This is a genomic window from Clostridium sp. (assembly GCF_032576335.1).
In the GTDB taxonomy this organism is placed as follows: Bacteria; Bacillota; Clostridia; order Oscillospirales; family Acutalibacteraceae; genus Faecalispora.
Genome location: NZ_JAWFXC010000001.1, coordinates 353,349 through 372,506, shown reverse-complemented (window position 1 = coordinate 372,506; position 19,158 = coordinate 353,349). Strand labels below are relative to the sequence as shown.

20 protein-coding genes are annotated in these 19,158 nt (G+C 44.4%); 12 read left to right on the top strand and 8 right to left on the bottom strand.

Features of this window, described 5'->3' with window-relative positions; genetic code table 11:
- Nucleotides 1-7 precede the first annotated feature (7 nt).
- The 3 genes from E7L17_RS01690 (at nucleotide 8) to E7L17_RS01680 (ending at nucleotide 2,419) form a co-directional block, all read left to right on the top strand.
- Nucleotides 8-787 carry a putative hydro-lyase gene (locus E7L17_RS01690; protein WP_316321526.1) on the top strand — a complete coding sequence of 260 codons (780 nt, stop codon included), beginning with the start codon at nucleotides 8-10 and terminating at the stop codon, nucleotides 785-787.
- Nucleotides 788-829: 42 nt separating this feature from the next.
- Nucleotides 830-1,054 carry an acetyl-CoA carboxylase biotin carboxyl carrier protein subunit gene (locus E7L17_RS01685; protein ID WP_316321525.1) on the top strand — a complete coding sequence of 75 codons (225 nt, stop codon included), beginning with the start codon at nucleotides 830-832 and terminating at the stop codon, nucleotides 1,052-1,054.
- A 90-nt stretch (nucleotides 1,055-1,144) separates the two neighbouring features.
- A complete protein-coding gene (locus E7L17_RS01680; protein WP_316321524.1) occupies nucleotides 1,145-2,419 on the top strand; it encodes a hypothetical protein in 1,275 nt (424 codons plus the stop codon).
- A gap of 174 nt (nucleotides 2,420-2,593) precedes the next feature.
- Here the strand turns inward: E7L17_RS01680 and E7L17_RS01675 are convergent, their stop codons facing one another.
- Entirely contained in the window at nucleotides 2,594-3,073 is a 480-nt protein-coding gene (locus E7L17_RS01675; protein ID WP_316321523.1) for an SAM-dependent methyltransferase, read from the bottom strand.
- 221 nt (nucleotides 3,074-3,294) lie between these two features.
- Between E7L17_RS01675 and E7L17_RS01670 the strand changes: the two genes are divergently transcribed.
- Nucleotides 3,295-3,672 carry a (deoxy)nucleoside triphosphate pyrophosphohydrolase gene (locus tag E7L17_RS01670; protein ID WP_316321522.1) on the top strand — a complete coding sequence of 126 codons (378 nt, stop codon included), beginning with the start codon at nucleotides 3,295-3,297 and terminating at the stop codon, nucleotides 3,670-3,672.
- A 142-nt stretch (nucleotides 3,673-3,814) separates the two neighbouring features.
- Here E7L17_RS01670 and E7L17_RS01665 read toward each other — a convergent pair whose 3' ends face one another.
- The 4 genes from E7L17_RS01665 to E7L17_RS01650 all read right to left on the bottom strand — a co-directional run bounded on the left by E7L17_RS01665 (nucleotide 3,815) and on the right by E7L17_RS01650 (nucleotide 7,932).
- Nucleotides 3,815-4,546, bottom strand: coding sequence for a glutamate synthase (locus tag E7L17_RS01665; RefSeq protein WP_316321521.1), 732 nt, complete (start codon nucleotides 4,544-4,546; stop codon nucleotides 3,815-3,817).
- A gap of 96 nt (nucleotides 4,547-4,642) precedes the next feature.
- Complete coding sequence (locus E7L17_RS01660; RefSeq protein WP_316321520.1) at nucleotides 4,643-6,151, bottom strand: glutamate synthase-related protein; 1,509 nt, start codon at nucleotides 6,149-6,151, stop codon at nucleotides 4,643-4,645.
- The gene (locus E7L17_RS01655; RefSeq protein WP_316321519.1) at nucleotides 6,151-7,245 is read right to left on the bottom strand and encodes a glutamine amidotransferase family protein; all 1,095 of its coding nucleotides are present in this window, start codon (nucleotides 7,243-7,245) and stop codon (nucleotides 6,151-6,153) included. Before E7L17_RS01655 ends, E7L17_RS01660 begins: the two co-directional genes overlap by 1 nt.
- Nucleotides 7,246-7,587: 342 nt before the next feature.
- Nucleotides 7,588-7,932 (bottom strand): helix-turn-helix transcriptional regulator, encoded by a 345-nt coding sequence (locus tag E7L17_RS01650; RefSeq protein WP_316321518.1) that lies wholly within the window; start codon nucleotides 7,930-7,932, stop codon nucleotides 7,588-7,590.
- Between the two features lie 154 nt (nucleotides 7,933-8,086).
- Here E7L17_RS01650 and E7L17_RS01645 point away from each other — a divergent pair, with 154 nt between their 5' ends.
- The gene (locus tag E7L17_RS01645) at nucleotides 8,087-8,740 is read left to right on the top strand and encodes an HD-GYP domain-containing protein (protein WP_316321517.1); all 654 of its coding nucleotides are present in this window, start codon (nucleotides 8,087-8,089) and stop codon (nucleotides 8,738-8,740) included.
- A 450-nt stretch (nucleotides 8,741-9,190) separates the two neighbouring features.
- On the top strand, nucleotides 9,191-9,889 hold the full coding sequence (locus E7L17_RS01640) for a hypothetical protein (RefSeq protein WP_316321516.1): 699 nt from the start codon (nucleotides 9,191-9,193) through the stop codon (nucleotides 9,887-9,889).
- A gap of 91 nt (nucleotides 9,890-9,980) precedes the next feature.
- Here the strand turns inward: E7L17_RS01640 and E7L17_RS01635 are convergent, their stop codons facing one another.
- Nucleotides 9,981-10,373, bottom strand: a complete 393-nt coding sequence (locus E7L17_RS01635) for a hypothetical protein (protein ID WP_316321515.1) — start codon at nucleotides 10,371-10,373, stop codon at nucleotides 9,981-9,983.
- 4 nt (nucleotides 10,374-10,377) lie between these two features.
- Here E7L17_RS01635 and E7L17_RS01630 point away from each other — a divergent pair, with 4 nt between their 5' ends.
- The gene (locus E7L17_RS01630; RefSeq protein WP_316321514.1) at nucleotides 10,378-11,751 is read left to right on the top strand and encodes a hypothetical protein; all 1,374 of its coding nucleotides are present in this window, start codon (nucleotides 10,378-10,380) and stop codon (nucleotides 11,749-11,751) included.
- A 1-nt stretch (nucleotide 11,752) separates the two neighbouring features.
- A complete protein-coding gene (locus tag E7L17_RS01625; RefSeq protein ID WP_316321513.1) occupies nucleotides 11,753-12,184 on the top strand; it encodes a hypothetical protein in 432 nt (143 codons plus the stop codon).
- A 120-nt stretch (nucleotides 12,185-12,304) separates the two neighbouring features.
- Here E7L17_RS01625 and E7L17_RS01620 read toward each other — a convergent pair whose 3' ends face one another.
- Nucleotides 12,305-13,231 carry a pseudouridine-5'-phosphate glycosidase gene (locus E7L17_RS01620; protein WP_316321512.1) on the bottom strand — a complete coding sequence of 309 codons (927 nt, stop codon included), beginning with the start codon at nucleotides 13,229-13,231 and terminating at the stop codon, nucleotides 12,305-12,307.
- Nucleotides 13,232-13,286: 55 nt separating this feature from the next.
- Nucleotides 13,287-14,372 (bottom strand): PfkB family carbohydrate kinase, encoded by a 1,086-nt coding sequence (locus tag E7L17_RS01615; protein WP_316321511.1) that lies wholly within the window; start codon nucleotides 14,370-14,372, stop codon nucleotides 13,287-13,289.
- A gap of 325 nt (nucleotides 14,373-14,697) precedes the next feature.
- Between E7L17_RS01615 and E7L17_RS01610 the strand changes: the two genes are divergently transcribed.
- From E7L17_RS01610 to E7L17_RS01595, 4 genes are all read left to right on the top strand, one after another.
- Nucleotides 14,698-15,405 carry a Crp/Fnr family transcriptional regulator gene (locus E7L17_RS01610; protein ID WP_316321510.1) on the top strand — a complete coding sequence of 236 codons (708 nt, stop codon included), beginning with the start codon at nucleotides 14,698-14,700 and terminating at the stop codon, nucleotides 15,403-15,405.
- A 69-nt stretch (nucleotides 15,406-15,474) separates the two neighbouring features.
- Complete coding sequence (locus E7L17_RS01605; RefSeq protein ID WP_316321509.1) at nucleotides 15,475-16,980, top strand: YjjI family glycine radical enzyme; 1,506 nt, start codon at nucleotides 15,475-15,477, stop codon at nucleotides 16,978-16,980.
- Entirely contained in the window at nucleotides 16,977-17,813 is an 837-nt protein-coding gene (locus tag E7L17_RS01600; RefSeq protein WP_316321508.1) for a YjjW family glycine radical enzyme activase, read from the top strand. The genes E7L17_RS01605 and E7L17_RS01600 overlap by 4 nt, the downstream gene beginning before the upstream one ends.
- 341 nt (nucleotides 17,814-18,154) lie before the next feature.
- The gene (locus E7L17_RS01595; RefSeq protein WP_316321507.1) at nucleotides 18,155-19,153 is read left to right on the top strand and encodes a LacI family DNA-binding transcriptional regulator; all 999 of its coding nucleotides are present in this window, start codon (nucleotides 18,155-18,157) and stop codon (nucleotides 19,151-19,153) included.
- Nucleotides 19,154-19,158 lie beyond the last annotated feature (5 nt).

The following is a 19,158-nucleotide window of genomic DNA, read 5'->3' as shown; positions in this document are numbered from 1 at the left end:
GATTGTTATGAATTTGTATCATCAGGAATCCAAAGTAGTCCGTCAAATGATCCGGGAAGGAAAAATCACCTCTCCCACAAGTGGGATGTGTGCCGGGTATGCACAAGGGAATCTGGTTGTGTTGCCCAAGGAATTTGCATACGATTTTCTTCTGTTTACACAGCGTAATCCTAAGCCTTGCCCTGTTTTGGAGGTCAGCGACGTTGGTTCGCGTGAATTCTCCATTACCGCAAAGGGAAGCGATATTGCCAGAGATATTCCCAAATACCGAGTCTACCGCGACGGGGCGTTGGAGGGAGAGTACGAAGATGTCTCCTCCTTCTGGCGCGATGATTTGGTTAGCTTTTTGCTGGGGTGCAGCTTCAGCTTTGAGGCACCAATGATAGAAGAAGGAATAGAGGTACGGCACATTACGGAAAACTGCAATGTTCCTATGTACATCACCAATATCCCCTGCCGCCCGGCAGGTATATTCAGTGGTCCTGTTGTGGTCAGTATGCGGCCAATTCCCTACGAACAAGTGGTAAAAGCCGTTACGGTGACTGAGCGGATGCCGCAGGTGCATGGTACACCAATTCATATTGGCAACCCCGCGCACATTGGAATTCGCGATATTCACCATCCTGATTTTGGCGACCCGGTTACCATTAAAGAGGGAGAGGTTCCGGTTTTCTGGGCGTGCGGTGTTACCCCTCAAGCGGTAGTTATGAATGTAAAGCCGCCATTTGTGATTACACATGCGCCGGGACATATGTTCATTACCGATATGAAGAACTCTCAATTATAAGAGCTTAAAATAATAAATTTAATTACAAAAGGAGATTTTACAATGAGTGCAGAAGCAACAATTATGAAGGCAGACTTCCCCGGTAAAGTTTTAGATATTATGGTACATGAGGGTGACTCCATTACCGCAGGCCAGCCGGTCATTCTGCTGGAAGTTATGAAAATGGAGAACGAGCTGCTTGCTCCCGCAAGCGGTGTGGTAGAAAAAATCAGTGTTGAAAAAAATAATTCCGTCGGTGCCGGTGATCCTCTCCTTACAATTCGGTAACCGTTTCGTTTATGCTAACAGTTGAGGCCCTGCGGAAGCTCCGCAGGGCCTTAACAAAAACAAATAGAGTAGATGGAGGAGTTTGTTCTTATGAATCAAAGTATTGCATTTGGTGTGGATTTTGATTTTACAACAGGGAAAGCACAGCGCTTAGGGGCTTCTATTGGGAAAGCACCGGGAGCAGATTTTGACCATGCACGCATGTATGGTGGCAGGAAGCGCTGCAACCTGACCGACGACGGTACGGTTGTTGCATACTACGGTGAAGAGGGATATTCCGAAACCGGAGCACTGAATACGACCCTTGTAAAGAACGGCAAAACCTACGCGGCAGGCACACCTGTTCAGGTTATGGTGGAACAGCCTAAGTTTTACTATAAAGTAGAACCTGTTGATTTAGAGCCGATAGAGGGCGGTCAGGGGCATCATATTCGCAGGGCGCGCTGGTGGGTGAGCGAGTATGCACAGCCTGGCTTTCGGGTGTACCCAAGCTTCTTGCGTCGTGGTGTAGAATACGACTTCATTTACGCCAGCGCGTATGAAGCCAGTATCTATGACAAGAAAAAAGCAGCCTATTATTATGAAGATGAAAACGTTTTTACTGCAACCCCGAGTTCGACGCTTACGTTGTCCTCCATTGCAGGTACAAAGCCGGCAAGCGGTGCAAACGGCCAAATGCTCAATCGCGCGAACGCGCGTGTTTTAGCAGCAAATCGTGGGGAGGGCTGGCAGCTTATCGACTGTCTTTCACTCAACGCCACGGAATTATTGATGCTGGTGGAATATGCAAGCTTCGACTCAAAAAAGGTAATTGGCAAAGGTGTGGTAAATAAAGAAGTAGGCGAAGGCGGCAGTGGTGCAGAAAAAACAGGGCGCACAGCGCACCTTGGGAATACCTCCGGCTCCGGCGGACCTGACGATGGTTTTTCTTCAGTTACATACCGTGGGGAAGAAAACCTATGGGGAAATATTTGGAAGCTGGTTGACGGTCTGAACTTTGAATGCAGTGGAATCAATGCGGTTTGGTGGAGTGACGGGGAATACCAAGACGACTATAAGGGAGCGCCCTACCGCAACACCGGCTTTACCCTTTGCAAGGAAAATGGATTTACCTCTGCGTTTGCATACAGTGAGGAATGTGATTTTATGTTCCTTACCTCCGAGGTGAAGGGTACCGAGGAAGGCCCCGTTGGGGACTATTTCAAGCAGAACAATACGTTTGAGGGTTGGCAAAGCTCCATGTTTGGTGGGCGGTGGTGCCAAAAAACGTGGCCTGGTCTCTTTTTCTGGTATGCCGATTTGGCAACAGGTAGAGCTTCCAGTAATATTAGTGCGCGTATTATGTATCTTCCTATACAACAATAAAAGTAAAAGACCCGCGAAAATGTCGCGGGTCTTTTACTTTTGTGTGCTTATAAAAAGCTTGTAATTTTTAGAACTATTTGCAGTGGGTTGAGTAAAAGCGTTGAATTTGCAAATGTTTTCAACTGAATTTAGAAAAACGGTTGAATCTTATCCCGTTTTTAAAATGGAAGCAGACTAAAAATTAAATTCAGCAGACCAATCAAAATCGCCGCTGGTTTCTACATTTTTAGGCCAGTGTGCGCACCAATCTGGTACACCGGGATTCTCGACCCGGTCCAGGCTGGGGGTATAGGGCTTAATGTCTAAAATGGGGCTTTGGTCGAGTGCGTCAAAATAAGCAAGGCCAATGATTCCTTTTTCCATATCCAAATACGTTACCTGTGCGCAGGTGAGCGCAATGGGGTTTGGGCGTTCCGGAGAGCGGGTGGCAAAGGAGCCAAGCACAGCAGGGCCTTTTGAGTAAGGCTGCTCTTCTGTTAAAACAGCCCGGCAATCGGGGGTATCGCAGCGGTTAAACCACCATAGAATGTTTAGGCATTCAAAGCCCTCGAGCCCAGTCATCGCTTTTTTATATTCCGGGTCTAACTCAATCCAAAAGTTTTGTTTATCGTCGGAACGAGCAACACCAATTTGTTTTACTGTAAATAAATCCATAAAGAATCTCCTCATCTGATTTGATTTTTACGGTACCGTGATTACCAGTATAGCAGAGCTTTTTTACACTTCAAGCTTTTTTAACAAAATAAGAAAGAAGCTAATTTAAGTTCCGTTTTAAAGAGAAAAAAGCGATTCATGCTCTTCAAAATTGACAAATAAAGTCTTTCGTAAGAAAATAGGGCGAGAATGACAAAACACTTATATGGAGGCGAAAAGGATTGATAGAGGTGGTAGCCGCCCTGATTTGGCAAGGGGATCGTTTTTTAATTTGCCAGCGCCCTACAAATAAAACACGGCCTCTGCTGTGGGAATTTGTTGGGGGCAAGGTAGAAGAGGGTGAAATAAAAGAGCAAGCTTTAATTCGGGAATGCAAGGAAGAACTGGATATTACGATACAAACAGGCAATGTATTCTGTGAGGTAACGTACGAATACCCAGATATTCAAATTCATTTAACACTGTTTCATGCAGCAATTGCATCCGGAGTGCCAAAGCGGCTCGAGCACAACGACCTACGCTGGATTACAATCGATGAAATACCGCAGTACGAGTTTTGCCCGGCAGATGTTGAAATTCTAGAGCGTTTAATAAAATAAAAAATAATAATATTAGATGGTTTAAAATTTATTATTGCAATAGAAAACCGCCCCTTGGCCATTTAGCGTAAAGGGGCGGTTTCCTTGCTTTTCATATCAAATTATATAGGAGTTGGGGGGCGGTAAAATAGGAGGAACAGCATTACGACAAGTAAGTGGTGTAAATGGAGCGGTAGGGGTTGTTTGTATTGGGCTCTAAAACATAAAAGGGCTTTTCTAAAATTTGCTCTTTCTCTACACCGAAATGCTCACAGAAGCTTTCAATGTATTCATCGATGTGGTCTAGGTCGATTGCGTTCGCTTTTCGGGTAACTACCTGAGCGGGAAGATCTTCCGGCAGTGAATCACAACGCAGAAAAATGCTGCCGCCGTGCATTCCGGTACAGCATTGCGCGCCCACCGGTGCCTGTTCTTCCTCATTTAGGCCGAGCACAATGATGGTGCCGCCCGCTTGATACTCGCCCAAAAAGCTTCCGGCTTTGCCGCCGACCACCATAACAGGGCAATTTTCTTGGTAAGCCTTCATATGAATACCGGCTCGAAAGCCAACGTCGCCTTTAATGTAAATTTCACCACCACGCATGCCGTAGCCGGTTGCGTCTCCGCAGTTACCATGAATGACGATGCAGCCGTTGTTCATGGTGTCTCCGGTTGCATCTTGTGCATTGCCGTTTACCTCAATATCGGCACCGTTGAGGTAAGCACCAAGCGCATTCCCGGGTGTGCCATTAATGGTGAGCTTACGTTGCCCCAATCCACTGCCAATGAATCGTTGCCCAAGGCAGTTGTCAATGACTACGTTTTTGTCTTGGGTGTTTCGAATCTGCTCATTCAGCACCCGAAAGTTCAAGTTGTTGGTTGCATTAATTCTCATAACCTGCACCTCCTGTAAAATCACGTTTGATTGTATTTCATAATAGTTGAGGAACTCTCCTATGGAGGAGAGATACCAATATTTTCGTATACTTAATTATTCTCCGGCATGCTTAATCCCCAGAATATCGAGTTCTTTCTGGCTTAGGCCAATACCGCGGAGCATTAGTCGGTTGCCTTTGAGTGCTTCAATGGAGTTAATGCCCATACCGCCCATCATCTCCATAATTTCGTGCTGCCAGGCAGATACCAGATTTACCAATCGCTGCGTTCCTACATCGGGGTTAAGCCGTTCTACTAAATCTGGCTGTTGGGTCGTAATACCCCAGTTGCATTTGCCCGTTTGGCAGCTGCGGCACATGTGGCAGCCAAGTGCAATGAGTGCAGGGGTTGCAATATACACCGCATCTGCCCCTAGTGCGATGGCTTTGAGCACATCGGTAGAGTTGCGAATACCGCCGGAAACAACCAGCGAAACATTATTGCGAATCTGCTCTTCCCGCAGGCGGTCATCTACCGCGGCGACTGCCAGCTCGATGGGGATGCCCACATTATCGCGTATACGTGTGGGAGCGGCACCGGTGCCTCCCCGGAATCCATCAATTGCAATAATGTCTGCACCGCTTCGAGCAATGCCACTTGCGATAGCGGCTACGTTATGAACCGCTGCGATTTTTACAATGATGGGCTTTGTGTAGGCGGTAGCCTCTTTTAAAGAATAAACAAGCTGGCGTAGGTCTTCGATGGAGTAAATATCATGATGAGGTGCAGGCGAAATTGCATCACTGCCTTCGGGAATCATGCGGGTTTTTGAAACCTCGCTTCCCACCTTAAATCCTGGTAGATGCCCGCCGATTCCCGGTTTTGCTCCTTGACCAATCTTTATTTCAATCGCGGCTCCGGCTTCTAGGTAATCCTTGTGAACGCCAAAGCGTCCGGATGCCACCTGAACAATGGTGTTGCTGCCATACTTGTACAGGCTTTCGTGCAGGCCGCCCTCGCCAGTGTTATAATACGTACCCAGCTGCTCGGCAGCTCTTGCCAAGCTTTGGTGAACGTTGTAGCTAACTGCACCGTAGCTCATGCCCGCAAATAGAATCGGAACATCTAACGTAAGGTGAGGCGGGGCTTTTTCAAAATTTAGCTGGCCTTGTTCATCGCGCTCCAGCTTGTTAGGCCTCTTGCCCAAAAAGGTACGCGTTTCCATTGGCTCTCTTAGCGGATCGATGGATGGGTTTGTAACCTGAGAAGCATTAATGAGTATTTTATCCCAGTAAATGGGAAAGTGCCTTGGGTTCCCCATAGAGGAAAGCAGCATTCCGCCGGTGCTAGCCTGTTGAATGACCTCATTAATTGCGGAGGGAGTCCAGTTGTCGTTGAGTTTATAGGTGTTATCCGACTTTACCACCTTTAACGCCAGAACAGGACAGAACGCCACACACCGCTGGCAGTTAATACACTTAGTACTGTCGGTTTTCATTCTCTTGTTTTTCGCATCATAGGTATGTACTCCCAGTCCGCATTGTTTTACACAAATTTGGCAATTGGTGCATAAGTCCTTATCTCGTACAACGGTATAATCTGGGTAAATAAAATCGACGGACATTACAACTGCACCTCCTTATTGAGTGTGTAAATTACTGGTTCACCGTATTTGGGAGCAAAAATGCGGTCCAGATTTGGCTCAATCGCACGGATGGCACATTCCTCGCTGGCTATGTAAACCATATCCTCTTTTTCTGCCGCCACAAGGGAGCGGAGCTTTAGGCGGTCGTTCAATGCCATAATCCCGCCTTCAAAGCCAAGCAGAATCGAAAAAGGCCCGGTAATTAATAAATCTGAAAAAATGTTGCGTAGGGATGTGTGGTAGCGTTTGCGTTCCTCCGGCATACGGTCTATTTCTTCCCAAAAAGGGGCGGCAATTACGCTGGCTACTTCAGGCAAAGTAAGGCCCTTTCGGCGGTGCAGGTAATCAATCATGTAAGTGATGACCTCAGTGTCAGTCAGCAAGGAGCATTTGTAGCCATACATTTCAATAAAGCGCCGATTTGCGTCGTAGCTTGAAATTTCACCATTATGTACAATGGTGTAGTCCAGCAATGCAAAGGGATGAGCTCCGCCCCACCAGCCGGGAGTATTTGTGGGGTAACGTCCGTGAGCAGTCCAAGAATAGCCTTGGTATTCCTCCAGCTTGTAATATCTCCCTACATCCTCCGGGTAACCTACGGCTTTAAAAACTCCCATGTTCTTCCCGCAGGAGAAAACATACGCTCCTGCAATATTGGCATTCATTAGAAACACGCATTCTACAACAAGCTCCTTCTCTTCTAACACCTTATCTTGAAGGAAGTGGGGAGAGGGAACTGCAAAATAACGCCAGATAATGGGTGCGTCTATAATCTCTGGAATAGGCCGTGTTGGGATTTTTTCTGATTCCACGATTTCGAAATATTGTAACAGAAGCTTTTCTGCTTCTTCTTTTGCAGCTTCATTTTCAAAGAAAACATGGAGAGCATAGCAGTCTTTACGTTCCGGGTAAATACCATATGCTGCATACCCACCGCCCAGTCCGTTGCTTCGCACACGCATGGTTTCAATGGAGCGAATAATTTCATCTCCGGCAATTCTAGTTCCATTCCGTGAAAAAATTCCGGAAATTGCACAGCCGGATGGAATCCGGATTTGACCCTCTTTTAACATGTTATCAACCCCTATGGTTTGTAATGGGAAAGTATTGAAGATTGCATGATTTAATAATGAATCCTGCAAAATTAGCAACCTCATCATATTCCATAAGGAATTACTTGTCAAGGCGAAAATGAAATAAATCAAAGAAAATACTTCATATTTGTGATAGAAATTGAATTTTTTTGAGTTATTGAAAAAGTTATTGTGCAAATCACAAATGAATAAAACAGTGAAAATGCAATTGAGGAAAGTGATTATTGCAATTGTTTTATCGCATTAAAGTGTTAGGAGTATCAATTCTGGTTATAAAATGAAAAGAAGAATTCAACGAAATCTTCTTTTCATAAACATCTATTAAGAATTTCCAAAGGTGTTTCGCATGGAGGATTTTAACGATGAAATCGTTTCTGCAATCACACGAATCTCTTTTGGGGAGCAGTCGTTGGTAATGAGCGTTATTTCATTTTGAAAAACGTGAGTTGATTGGTCAATATTCCCGCAAAGCAGTTCATCTGGTGAAACCTCAAGTGCATTTACAATGGCAATAAAGGTTTTAAGGCTGGGGATGGTATTGCCTGTTTCAATATGGCTGACGTGAGTTGTACCGGTGCAGATAAGCTCGGCTAATTTCTCTTGGGTTATGCCTTTTGCGGTTCGGGTTTTACGAATTCGCTTTCCAATATCAAGGTAGTCCACCATAATCTCTTTACCTCCAAAATATTTGTTACTTGTATTGTATGTGCAGTTTGACCATGCTATAATGGTCTAAAAAGGCAGTTAGACTAAATAGTTAATAACTAATAATTATTATTCCGGAACGGCGACGGTAAACTTGAGTATGGAGATGACAAGAATGAATGATTCGCCAGCATCGCAGTTAACCCTTGACCATTTACTACAAAAAATGCCCCATAGCTTGTTTACACACATGAGTCGTGTAGAGCTTTTTACGAGAGTATTTTGCTTTTGCATTACATTGAACAAGTATCCGGAAGTGGAACTGGAAGACTGCCTTATGTTTGGTCGCGCAGCCTTTTATCACGATATTGGTAAGCTTTGGGTAGACAGCTCAATTTTAGAGAAACCGGGTAAGCTTACTCCAGACGAGATATTGATTGTACAGCAGCACCCGATGTATGGAAAGAATATTTTGAGCTGCCTAAAGCAAAATGCAACATGCTTTCAGGATGAACAATTTTTTAAGCTAACGGTGGAGGCTACTCTGAGCCACCACGAGCATTGGGATGGACAAGGGTACCCATTTGGTCTGCAAGGAAGAGAAATTCCAATTGTTGCCCGTATTACCTCTCTATGCGATGCATTTGATGCAATTATAAGCGGTAGACCATACCGCCTTAAACGTTCCATAGATGAGGCGTTTAATGAAATTGAACGGTGTGCTGGTACGCAGTTTGACCCTGTTCTATCAGAATTATTTCTAAATAACAGAGATTTCATTCAAAAAGCTGTTTGGTCCCAAATGCACTTAGTGCAGAACGATGCTTGAGAGTGAGTAGAAACAGGATTGAAAGTTTGTCTAGACTAACGACTGTATGAATGATTTACCACAGATATGAAGCGCAGAAATAAAAATATCGCATGTTTTCTATATGAAAAAACTGCTAAGAATTTTTCTTAGCAGTTTTTTGTGTTTCTAGTAAAAACAACAATTACAATTTTATTCAACTGAGTACTTAAAATTAAGAAGATAAGGGTTATCGGTATTGCTGATAACCCTTATCTATATTTAATATATTATATTTCTTTATTTTATCTCATGAAATTCTAATTATTTTTCTTGTTTTTTCGATATATTAACTAGAATTATAATATTAATACCTTAGAAATAACTCAATACATACATGAAAGCTAGTGAAAAAAGTCGTATTTGGAGGAGATAAATAATAAGAATCGCAAAACAGTAGTGCTACCTTAAAAACATGGAAGAAGGGATTTTATGAAAATCAAGTTTACGTTACACGAAAGCCCCTATCTGTGCGTGCAAAGTATCTCTGTGTTAGGTTCATTTAATGATTATGATGAAAAAGCGGGAGAGATGAAGTGGGAGCAAGATGGATGGGTTACCGAAGCAGAGCTGCCTCCCGGTGAACATTATTATAAATTTCTAATTAACGAGAAGTTTATGCTCAATGATCCGCAAAACAATGTATTCCTGCCACATTTGTATGATGAGCTTTGGTCGGTAATCGTTATTAATGAGCAAGACGAGCAGCTGTTTAGTAACGAGCAGTATTCTTTAAATATAGAAAGCTATGCAGTAACCTCGGTTCAAACGGAGCTTCCGGTGGCTATAAACAAAAAAACATTCCACTTGGGAATGGATAAACAACTGGTAACGCGTTTTAGCTTTACCAATATTAAAGGTCTGCATTGCATTAGTGCCCTTTGGTTTGATGCCCAAGGCCATTTTTTTGATTATTCTGAAAATATTCTATTTGAGGACGAGTACTCGCCAGATGACCCAGTGTACCTATGGTTTTGGCTGCCGTTGCAAGAACAGGATAAGGTTTACCCGGAGGGGCAGTGGACGCTAAAGCTGTTTGTAAACGGAGGTTATGTATTAGAGGATCAATATACCTTGTCCTGTTCGTCCACATATGCTGCAAACGGCAGAGTGTTTGGGGGCTCTTATTAATTTGCAATCATTACATAAACATAATGTAATGAAATAAATAATCAGGAGTCTGTAAGTTTATGGCAAGAATAACGAGATCATCCAGTTCGTCCTACTCCTCGAGAAGAACGAACACAAGCACAAGCAAGGCTTCCGCAAAGCCTGCCGCGTCTTCTTCACGCAGCAGTACCTCTCGTGTGCAATCCTCCGTTAGTACAAAAAGCACCGCAAAGGCAACGTCCTCACGAGCGTCCGCTTCAACGAGCCGGGTTAGTTCCACAAAAAGCAATACCAAAAGCTCCTCCAGCAAATCCTCTTTTAGTTTTTCCAGCATGGTATCATCTGTGAAAAGCTCGGTGAAATCTGCGGTGAAATCCGTAAAATCAACCGCCGCAAGTGTAAGTCGTTCCGTAACAAGTACCGTAAAAAATGTGGTAAAGTCAGCCTCAGCGGCAGTTTCTTCCGCTAAAAAGAGTGCTACCGCTGCAATTTCTACCGCGAGCAAAAAAGTGACTTCGTCTGTAAAAAATACGGCGAGCTCCGTAAAGCGGGCGGCATCTTCTGCCGTGGCAAAGGCATCTCAGGCAGCAGCGAGTGTAAAAAGTTCGGTCAAGTCTGCGGCAAAACAGGTAGCGGCTGCTTCTGTAAGCGTAAGCCGCTCGGTTAGCACCGCAGTAAAGAATGTTTCTACATCAGCAAGAAATACCGTGGCGGATGTGAAAAAGAATGTGTCTGCTGCGGCGGTCTCTACGGTGAAAAAAATTGCATCCTCCGCAGCGCATACCGCAAGTTCCGTAAAGCAAGTAACGTCTGCCATCTCGTCTAAGGCATCGAAAGTAATCAGCTCTGTGAAATCCACTGCAAAAGCGACTGCGAACAATGTTCGCTCTACTGCTGTACAGGTAAGCCGCCAGGTAAAGGATACGGTAAAGCATGTAGAGACGAAGGTGCGGAATACCATTTCAGAGGTAAAGCGAAATGTTTCGACTACGGCAGGCAAAGTCGTTTCTGGTGTGAAAAATACGGTTAGCTCTGCAATGGCATCCGCAGGTAAAGTGGTAGATACGGTAAAAAGTTCATTCTCGGATGCCGGAAAAACAATACAGTCTACGGCCGTAACTGTGGGACAAGCCGTCACCAGTGCAGTGAGCCAAGTAACGGAAGCAGTAACAAAAGCAAAAGCTGTGGCAGCAGAGAATGTGGAGAAAATCCACACGGGGCTAGATGTAGCAGGATTTGTACCCGTGTATGGAGAGGTAGCCGACGCTGCAAATGCCTTGATTTATTTAGTGCAAGGTGATATAAGTAATGCAGCAATCTCTGGAGCAGCATTCGTACCAGTTATCGGTTCGGCAGGTACAGGTACCCGCCTGGCGGCAAAAGGAATTGGAGCAGTAGCGGATGCCTCCGCCGCAGCCAAGGGCATGAAAGCCGCCGGAGCAGTAACGGATGGAGTTAGAGCCGCAGAGCAGGTAAAGGATGCAGAGAAGGTTGCTAGTGGAGCTGTTAAGGGAACGAGTAAGACTGTATTTAATAGTGGCAAAATTAGTGTTGAAGCAATAGAATCTAATCCAGATGTATTTAGTGGTAAATCTGTTAATGAAATTGCGGATATGTTAAAAGCTCAAGGATACGATATTACAATTCAAGCATCTACTAAATCACGTTCGGGTGCACAAATTATTAAAATTAATAACCCTGGAGTTGGAAAGAATATTTCTCAAGTACAGGTATCACCAGGAGGAGGAAGACATGGAGCAAATCCGTATGTGAAAATAAGTACAACTGACCAAGGTACAATTAAGGTTGTTGATGGAGTAGAAAGTACTTATAAGACGGATGGAACAGAAACAGCGAAAATTATTTTCGCAGGAGGTAAATAAAATGGTTGATTTAAATGCACCTATTATCCCTTGGGAAGGTATGGGTGGTATCAAACTATATAGTCATATAAACGAGTTATACAATGCAATCCAACAATCAAAACAAGAACCTTCATTAATCGGGAAGTTTTTATTAAAGTATGAGATAGAAGATTCAGTAGACTTATGGTTCAATGTAGTAAATGGAAAGTTATTTAAAATTACTGCACTGAAAAATTATACTGGAAAACTAATGGAGAATATATATATTGGAATGCCTATTGATGAAGTTCTAAAAATAGAACCAAGTTTTGAATATGACGATTTTGAAGAAGTCTATTGCAGTCCAAAAGGAATATATATCGAAACTGACCCTGTAAAACATACGGTCTTGTGGATTTCCGTATATATTAATGAAATTGATAATGAAGATTTTGAAAGTGGCAATTGGTAGTTTGTTTTTGAGGTTGTATATTTTAGACATTAAAATATTTATATAGTAACAAACAGGGGCAGAGAAACGAATTCGTTTCTCTGCCCCTGTTTGTTACTATAGCTTACGCGTGTAATAAGCTTACTTTAATTTGCTAAGCTCAGCGGCAACCTTTGCGCCGAGTGCGGCGTTATTAAATACCAGCTGAATGTTTGCTTCCAGGCTTTTGCCGCTGGTGATTTTCTGAAGTTTATCCAGCAGGAAGGGGGTAGCTTCTTTTCCGTGAATACCAAGCTTTTTGGCTTCCTCACAAGCATCTTCAATGGATTTGGAAATGTAGTCGTGATCCATCGCAAATTCTTCCGGAATCGGGTTTGTTACCAGCAAACCGCCCTTCATGTTCAAATCTTCCTTTGCCTGGAAGATTTTTGCGAGCTCTGTGGGGGTATCCACACGGTAATCTACTTTAAAGCCGCTTTTACGGGTATAGAATGCGGGCATTTCTTCGGTTTGGTAGCCGAGAACAGAGACACCCTTGGTCTCAAGATATTCTAAGGTAAGGCCAATATCCAGAATGGATTTTGCACCGGCGCATACGACCATCACAGGAGTCATTGCCAATTCATCCAAGTCAGCAGAAATGTCCATCGTGGTTTCGGCTCCGCGGTGTACGCCGCCGATGCCGCCGGTTGCGAATACGGAGATACCGGCCAGTGCAGCAACAATCATAGTGGTAGCAACTGTAGATGCTCCATCTTCGCCTTTCGCAACCAATACAGGAATATCTCTGCGGCTAGCTTTTGTTACGCTTAAGCCTTTTTTGCCAAGATAATCAATCTCATCTTTGGAAAGACCAGCACGCAACTTGCCGCCAATGATTGCAACCGTTGCGGGAACAGCGCCGTTATCTCGAATAATCTGCTCTACCTTCAGTGCAGTTTCTACGTTCTGGGGGTAAGGCATACCGTGAGAAATAATGGTTGACTCAAGAGCAACCACCGGTTTGTTTGCTGCAAGTGCCTCTTGTACCTCGGGAGAAATTTCAAGATATTTTTTCAGTTGATTCATAATCTGACTCCTTTCAGCAGTGCTTCGCTCTTTTTAAAGATTAGCGAAAGCGGTTTTATCTATTTTTCATTTTGTGTAATACATTTTCACAGCTCATCTGTGGGCTGATGGTTGCCGTACTTTCAATGCAAATGGATGCCGCAGCCATACCAGCACGGGCACAGTCTTCCATTGAGAAGTTTTGCAGCCAGCCCCAAGCAACCGCAGCCATCATGCTGTCTCCTGCACCTGTGGTGTTTACAATATCGCTGGGAATCGGCGGCACGGTTACATGCAGCTCTTGGTTTGCACAATAAACGCCGTTTTGCCCCATTGAGATAAACACCTGCGATAATCCGGTTTGCAGCAGTGCGTTTGCCGCTTGCTCCAAAGAGCGTTCATCGTGGATTTTCACGCCGCTGAGCAGCTCTGCCTCCAAAAGGTTCGGCTTCAGTGTGTGGAATTTACCCAGCAAACCCGAAAGCTTTGTCGCTTTTGCGGTAGATACCGGGTCGCAGAATAGTGGCACATGGAATGTTTCTGCAATATAGCGGATGGTCTCCGCGGACAGGTTGGTATCAATAATGCACAACGCTGCATTGCTAATTAGGTCTGAACGCTTTTCCAAATACTGCGGGGTCAGGTTTTCGTAAATCTTCATGTCTGAGATTGCAAGCTCCATATCCCCATGTTCATTGGTGATGAAAACATAGGTGGAGGTAGTGCCACCAGGAACAGTTAAGGATTCGGTAATATCAATTCCTGCACTGCGGCAGCTTCCAGCTAGCTCGGTTGCATACGCATCTTCACCTAAGGCGGTGATAAGTTTTACCTCGGCGTCGAGCATCGCTAAATTTTGTGCAATATTTCTTCCAACTCCTCCGGGGGAGAGAGAAACCCGCCCGGGATTTGAATCACGCTGTACAAGAGTGGAATACGGTTTTCCTGCAATGTCGATATTTGCTCCGCCAATGACTACAACATAGGGCGTTTTTTGCAGAATATAGCTTTTGCCCAGAATTCTGCCCTTTTTCATTAGGTTTGAGATGTGCACTGCAACGGAGGAACGAGAGATGCCCGCTTTATCTGCCAGCTCTTGCTGCGATATCGAGGGATTCTTTTCAATCCATAGTAGTATCTGGCGTTCTCTTTCTGTTATCATCTCATCACTTCACTTCACTTAGTAATCAATTGTTTAGTGTTCTAATCTTATGCTTATATCTTACGCGTTTTAGTGTAACAATAAAACTGTTTGCTGTCAAGAACAAAACGTAGAAATCCAAAAAAAAGCATTATTACCGTCAATATGTACAAAATAGATGAATTGCAATAGAAGTTATGCTATATTTTTTAAAAGAGGACACGAGTCCTTTTATTTCTCTGATCTATTGATATAAAATACAATTAAAGCAACCATTCAATATGAAGAAAATATAAAATAAATTTTAGTTACAAGTAACAGTCTTTTGTATTTGGAAGGAGGGGAAATGGTGAAGGTAGGCGAATATATAGAAGCAGAAAGCGAACCTTATCGCAAAGAGCTGCGCAAAATATTGGCGAAATACCCGACAGACGGGCAAGTATACCCCGTTACCCTTTCCCCAGGTGAAAGTCTGATTCATGAAGATGACCCGAGTAACATGGTGTATTACCTCATGAAAGGCCGCGTGTCCGTCGTTACGAATCAAACCCGTATTTCACGCTACATGCTAACCGAGTCGGATGCACCAGACTTTTTTGGTGAATATGAAGCATTGGGAGGAATTCCCCGTTATATTGCCGAGGTTCGTGCGGTAACTCCCTGCAAGCTGGTTGCTTTCCCAACTGATGTATATCTATTGTGGATGCGATGTGACATGGAATTATTTTTTCTCCATGTCCGGTGGATTTTAAACAGCTACATTAACCAAACTGCCAATGAACGGAATTTGCATTTTTTAGATTCAGACGGCAAGGTGGTACAATTTTTAATTCGCGCCTATGAAAAAAGTGGGGATATGCCCGACTCCATTCGCCTATCATATACCCGTATGGAGATTGCCGAAACAACTGGCAACAGTGTTCGCACGGTTAATCGAGCTGTCTCAAGGCTGGCAGGCAAGCATTTAGTAAGCGTGAAAAATGGAAAACTGCAAATTACTGCCTCACAATACGAGGCATTGAAAAAAGAAATGGAATCATTTCTTATGAAATAACCCTGCGCCAAGCGATTTTTCGCAAAAGCGCACCGTTTCCGCATGGAAGATCGGAAAGGAGAATTATTTATGATGAATCTGGAAAGCACCTACAAAACCCTTACCTCTCGCGAACTGACCCATGAACAAAAGATGATGGGTCTTGCCAAAGCCGCTGAAAACGCGCTGGATGTACTGAACATTCCAGAGCGTACCAAGCATTTTTTTGCGACCGGAGCGATAAACGATTTATTTGAAGGCGCTGCGCCGTATCGTCCTCGCTATATTTTGCCGGACTATGAAAAGTTTGTAGAGCAGGGCAGCGAGTTTTTAAAGCTGAGTCCTCCCAAAACGCTGGATGAGCTAATTTTCTCTTTGATGATTTTGTATCGACATGTTCCGTCCATTACAAACTTCCCGGTCTATTTGGGCAGCCTTGATAAAATGATGGAACCGTTCCTCGGTGACCTTACGGATGAACAAATCTGCGATAAGCTCCGTTTGTTCTTTACGTATTTGGATCGCACCATTACAGACTCCTTCTGCCATGCTAACTTAGGGCCGGAAGAAACCCGTGCAGGCCGCCTTATTCTTCAGGTGGAGTCAGAGCTTAAAAATACCGTACCGAACTTTACAATTAAATATGACCCTGCCATTACACCAGATTCCTTTATGGAATATGCAATTCAGTGCTCATTGGCGTGTTCCAATCCGGCTATTTGCAATCATGTGGCAAATAAGGCTCCGTTTGGTGACCGTTACGGTGTGGCAAGCTGCTACAATATTCTGCCAACACAGGGCGGTGCCTATTCGCTTACCCGCGTAACTCTTACGGAACTAGTGAAAGAGGCGAGAGATGAAGAACACTTTATGAATGAGCTTTTGCCCGAGTGCCTTGGCCTTATTGCAGATTACCTCAACGAGCGCATTCGCTTTATAGTGGAAGAATCCGGGTTTTTTGAGTCCAACTTCCTAGTCAAAGAGGGGCTGCTCTCCAAAGACCGTTTCCTCCCAATGTTCGGTGTTACTGGTCTTGCAGAATCGGTCAATGCGTTGATGCAGGCAAAAGGCAAAAAGTATGGGCACGACAAAGAGGCTGACGAACTCGGCGTTCGCATTATGGATCGCATTAACGAGATTGTTTCACAGCATAAAGCCTTATATTCCCCCATTACAAACAATGAATTCCTGCTGCATGCACAGGTGGGGCTTGATACAGACCTCGGCATTACCTCCGGCGTTCGTATACCGGTGGGAGACGAGCCAGAATCCTTTGCGGACCATCTGCGCCATAGTTCGCTTTACCACCACTATTTCCCCTCGGGTGTAGGTGATATTTTCCCGATTGCGAGCAATGTTCACCAAAACCCCGCTGCACTGCTGGATGCAGTAAAGGGTGCGTTCTCTCTAGGTGTTCATTATATGAGCTTCTATTCAGCCGATACAGACCTCGTTCGTATTACCGGCTACCTTGTTAAACGTAGCGAAATGGAGAAGTTCAACAAGCATGAGGCGGTTCTGCAAAACACCACTCAGCTTGGCGCACCAAGCTACACCACGAACCGCTTAGCAGAAAGAAAGGTTCGAATGGCATGACAAAGGTGCCTGTGAACCAAATCATTCCCATAAGTACGGTGGATGGCCCCGGAAGCCGAACCTCTATCTTTTTGCAGAAATGCAATATCGCGTGCGGCTACTGCCATAACCCGGAGACGCAGAATCTATGCAACAGCTGCGGTGTTTGTGTGCCGCAGTGTCCAGAGGGAGCGCTCTCTATTGTGAACGGTGTAGTCGAGTGGGATCCGGAAAAGTGTGTGAACTGCAATACCTGCATTCGTGTTTGTCCGCGCAACGCGTCCCCTAAAATCCGTTGGATGGATGCCCCCGCAGTCATGATAGAAGTAGAGAAGAACATTCCATTTATTCGTGGCATTACGGTATCGGGCGGGGAGTGTGGGCTGTACCCTGAATTTTTGCAGGAGCTATTTACTTTGGCTCGGGCAAGGGGGCTGACCTGCTTATGTGACAGCAATGGAACGGTGCGTTTTTCGCAGTACCCGGAGCTGATGAAGGTTTGCGATGGTGTAATGCTGGATGTAAAGGCTTGGTCACCAAGCGTATTCCGGGCGCTTACGCGCGGCGACAATGCGGCCGTAAAAGAAAATTTAATGTTCCTTTCTTCTTGTGGGAAGCTTGAGGAGGTTCGCATTGTTAACGTAGAGGGTCATGTGGATGCCGAAGCAGCAATTCGCGGTATTGCAGAACTGCTTGGTCCTTTAACCGGCAGTACGCGTTTATTGTTAATTTCGTTCCGCAACAATGGTGTAAGAGGTTCCTTTGCAGCGCTTCCATCGCCAACGCCAGAGCGAATGCAGCAGCTTGCTGGTTTGGCTGCTTCCGTTGGGTTTCGAAATATTATTGTAAAATAAAAGTGTATGTCCATTCCTAAGGATGGTTTTATAGCAATTTGATCCGTTGGGCAGGATCCGCCCTTACTGAGCGGGCGGGTCCGCATACGGAAATAAATGCCATTTATTTAAATTATTATGAAAAAATTGCAGTTTTTTAGAAAAAATATATAAATTATTCTATTTTTAATTTACGAATCGGTAAGTTTAGTTTATAATATGGACAAAAGGTTTTTTGCGGCCACAAATTGAAACCGGTTTCAAAACATGGCATTTGAGAAAAGCGATTGTCTCAGAGTTGTGAAATTGGCAATCATAATTTAGCGTACAGAAATCAAAGTTGACTACATAAAAGGTTTTGGGTGAGCAATTTGATTCATATCAGCGATATTGCCCGCATGGCCGGTGTTTCAAATGCAACGGTGTCGCGTGTGATTAACGGTACGGCTAATGTGAGCAAAGAAAAAACAAGGCGGGTGGAGGAAGCCATTCGCAAAACAGGATATAATCCCAATGAAATCGCACGTTCTCTTTATAAAAAATCCTCCCGGTTAATCGGCTATATTGTTCCAAGCATATTAAATATATTTTTGAGTGAAATAGGCCGTGCCATTGAAGATGAGGCTTACCGAAACGGCTATAAAATGATTCTCTGCAATTCCGATGAAAACCCAGAGAAAGAATTATCTTATATTAAAATGCTGATTGGGATGAATGCAGACGGTATCATTATTACCGCAAACAACGAGCATTTGGATGAAGAGATTCGCAGTTGCCCTATTCCAATTGTGGTGATGGATAAAAACGCAGATTCGGTATATACTGCCTCCGTTCAGTCTGACAATTACAACGGTGCCCGGCTCGCTACACAGCACTTGATTGAATGCGGGTGCAGAAAGCTTGTGCTTATGCGCGGGCAGCTGCAATACTCTAGTAGTCTCCAGCGTACCCGAGGGTTTGTGGATGTTTGCACAGAGCACGGAATTGAGCCGCTATTTGTGAGCAGCCGGTACAGCTACGATGAAGGGATTCAAAGTGCGAGGGAGCTGTTTGAGCGGTATCCGGATACGGACGGGATTCTGGCCTCCACTGACATAGTAGCGTTTGCACTTTATAAAGTAATTTGTGAGCAAAAACGCAAGGTGCCGGACGATGTGATGATTGTAGGTTACGATGACGTATTTTTGAGCCGTCAGATGATTCCCACACTCACCACGGTAGCTCAGCCCATTGAAGATATCGGGCGGCTGTGTGTACAGTTAATCGTTGAGCAAACAAAGTATGGTACGATAAGACAGCGTGAAAACATGCTGCCGGTTACACTGAAAATTCGGGAGACAACGAAACGGAAAGAAGGATAATCATC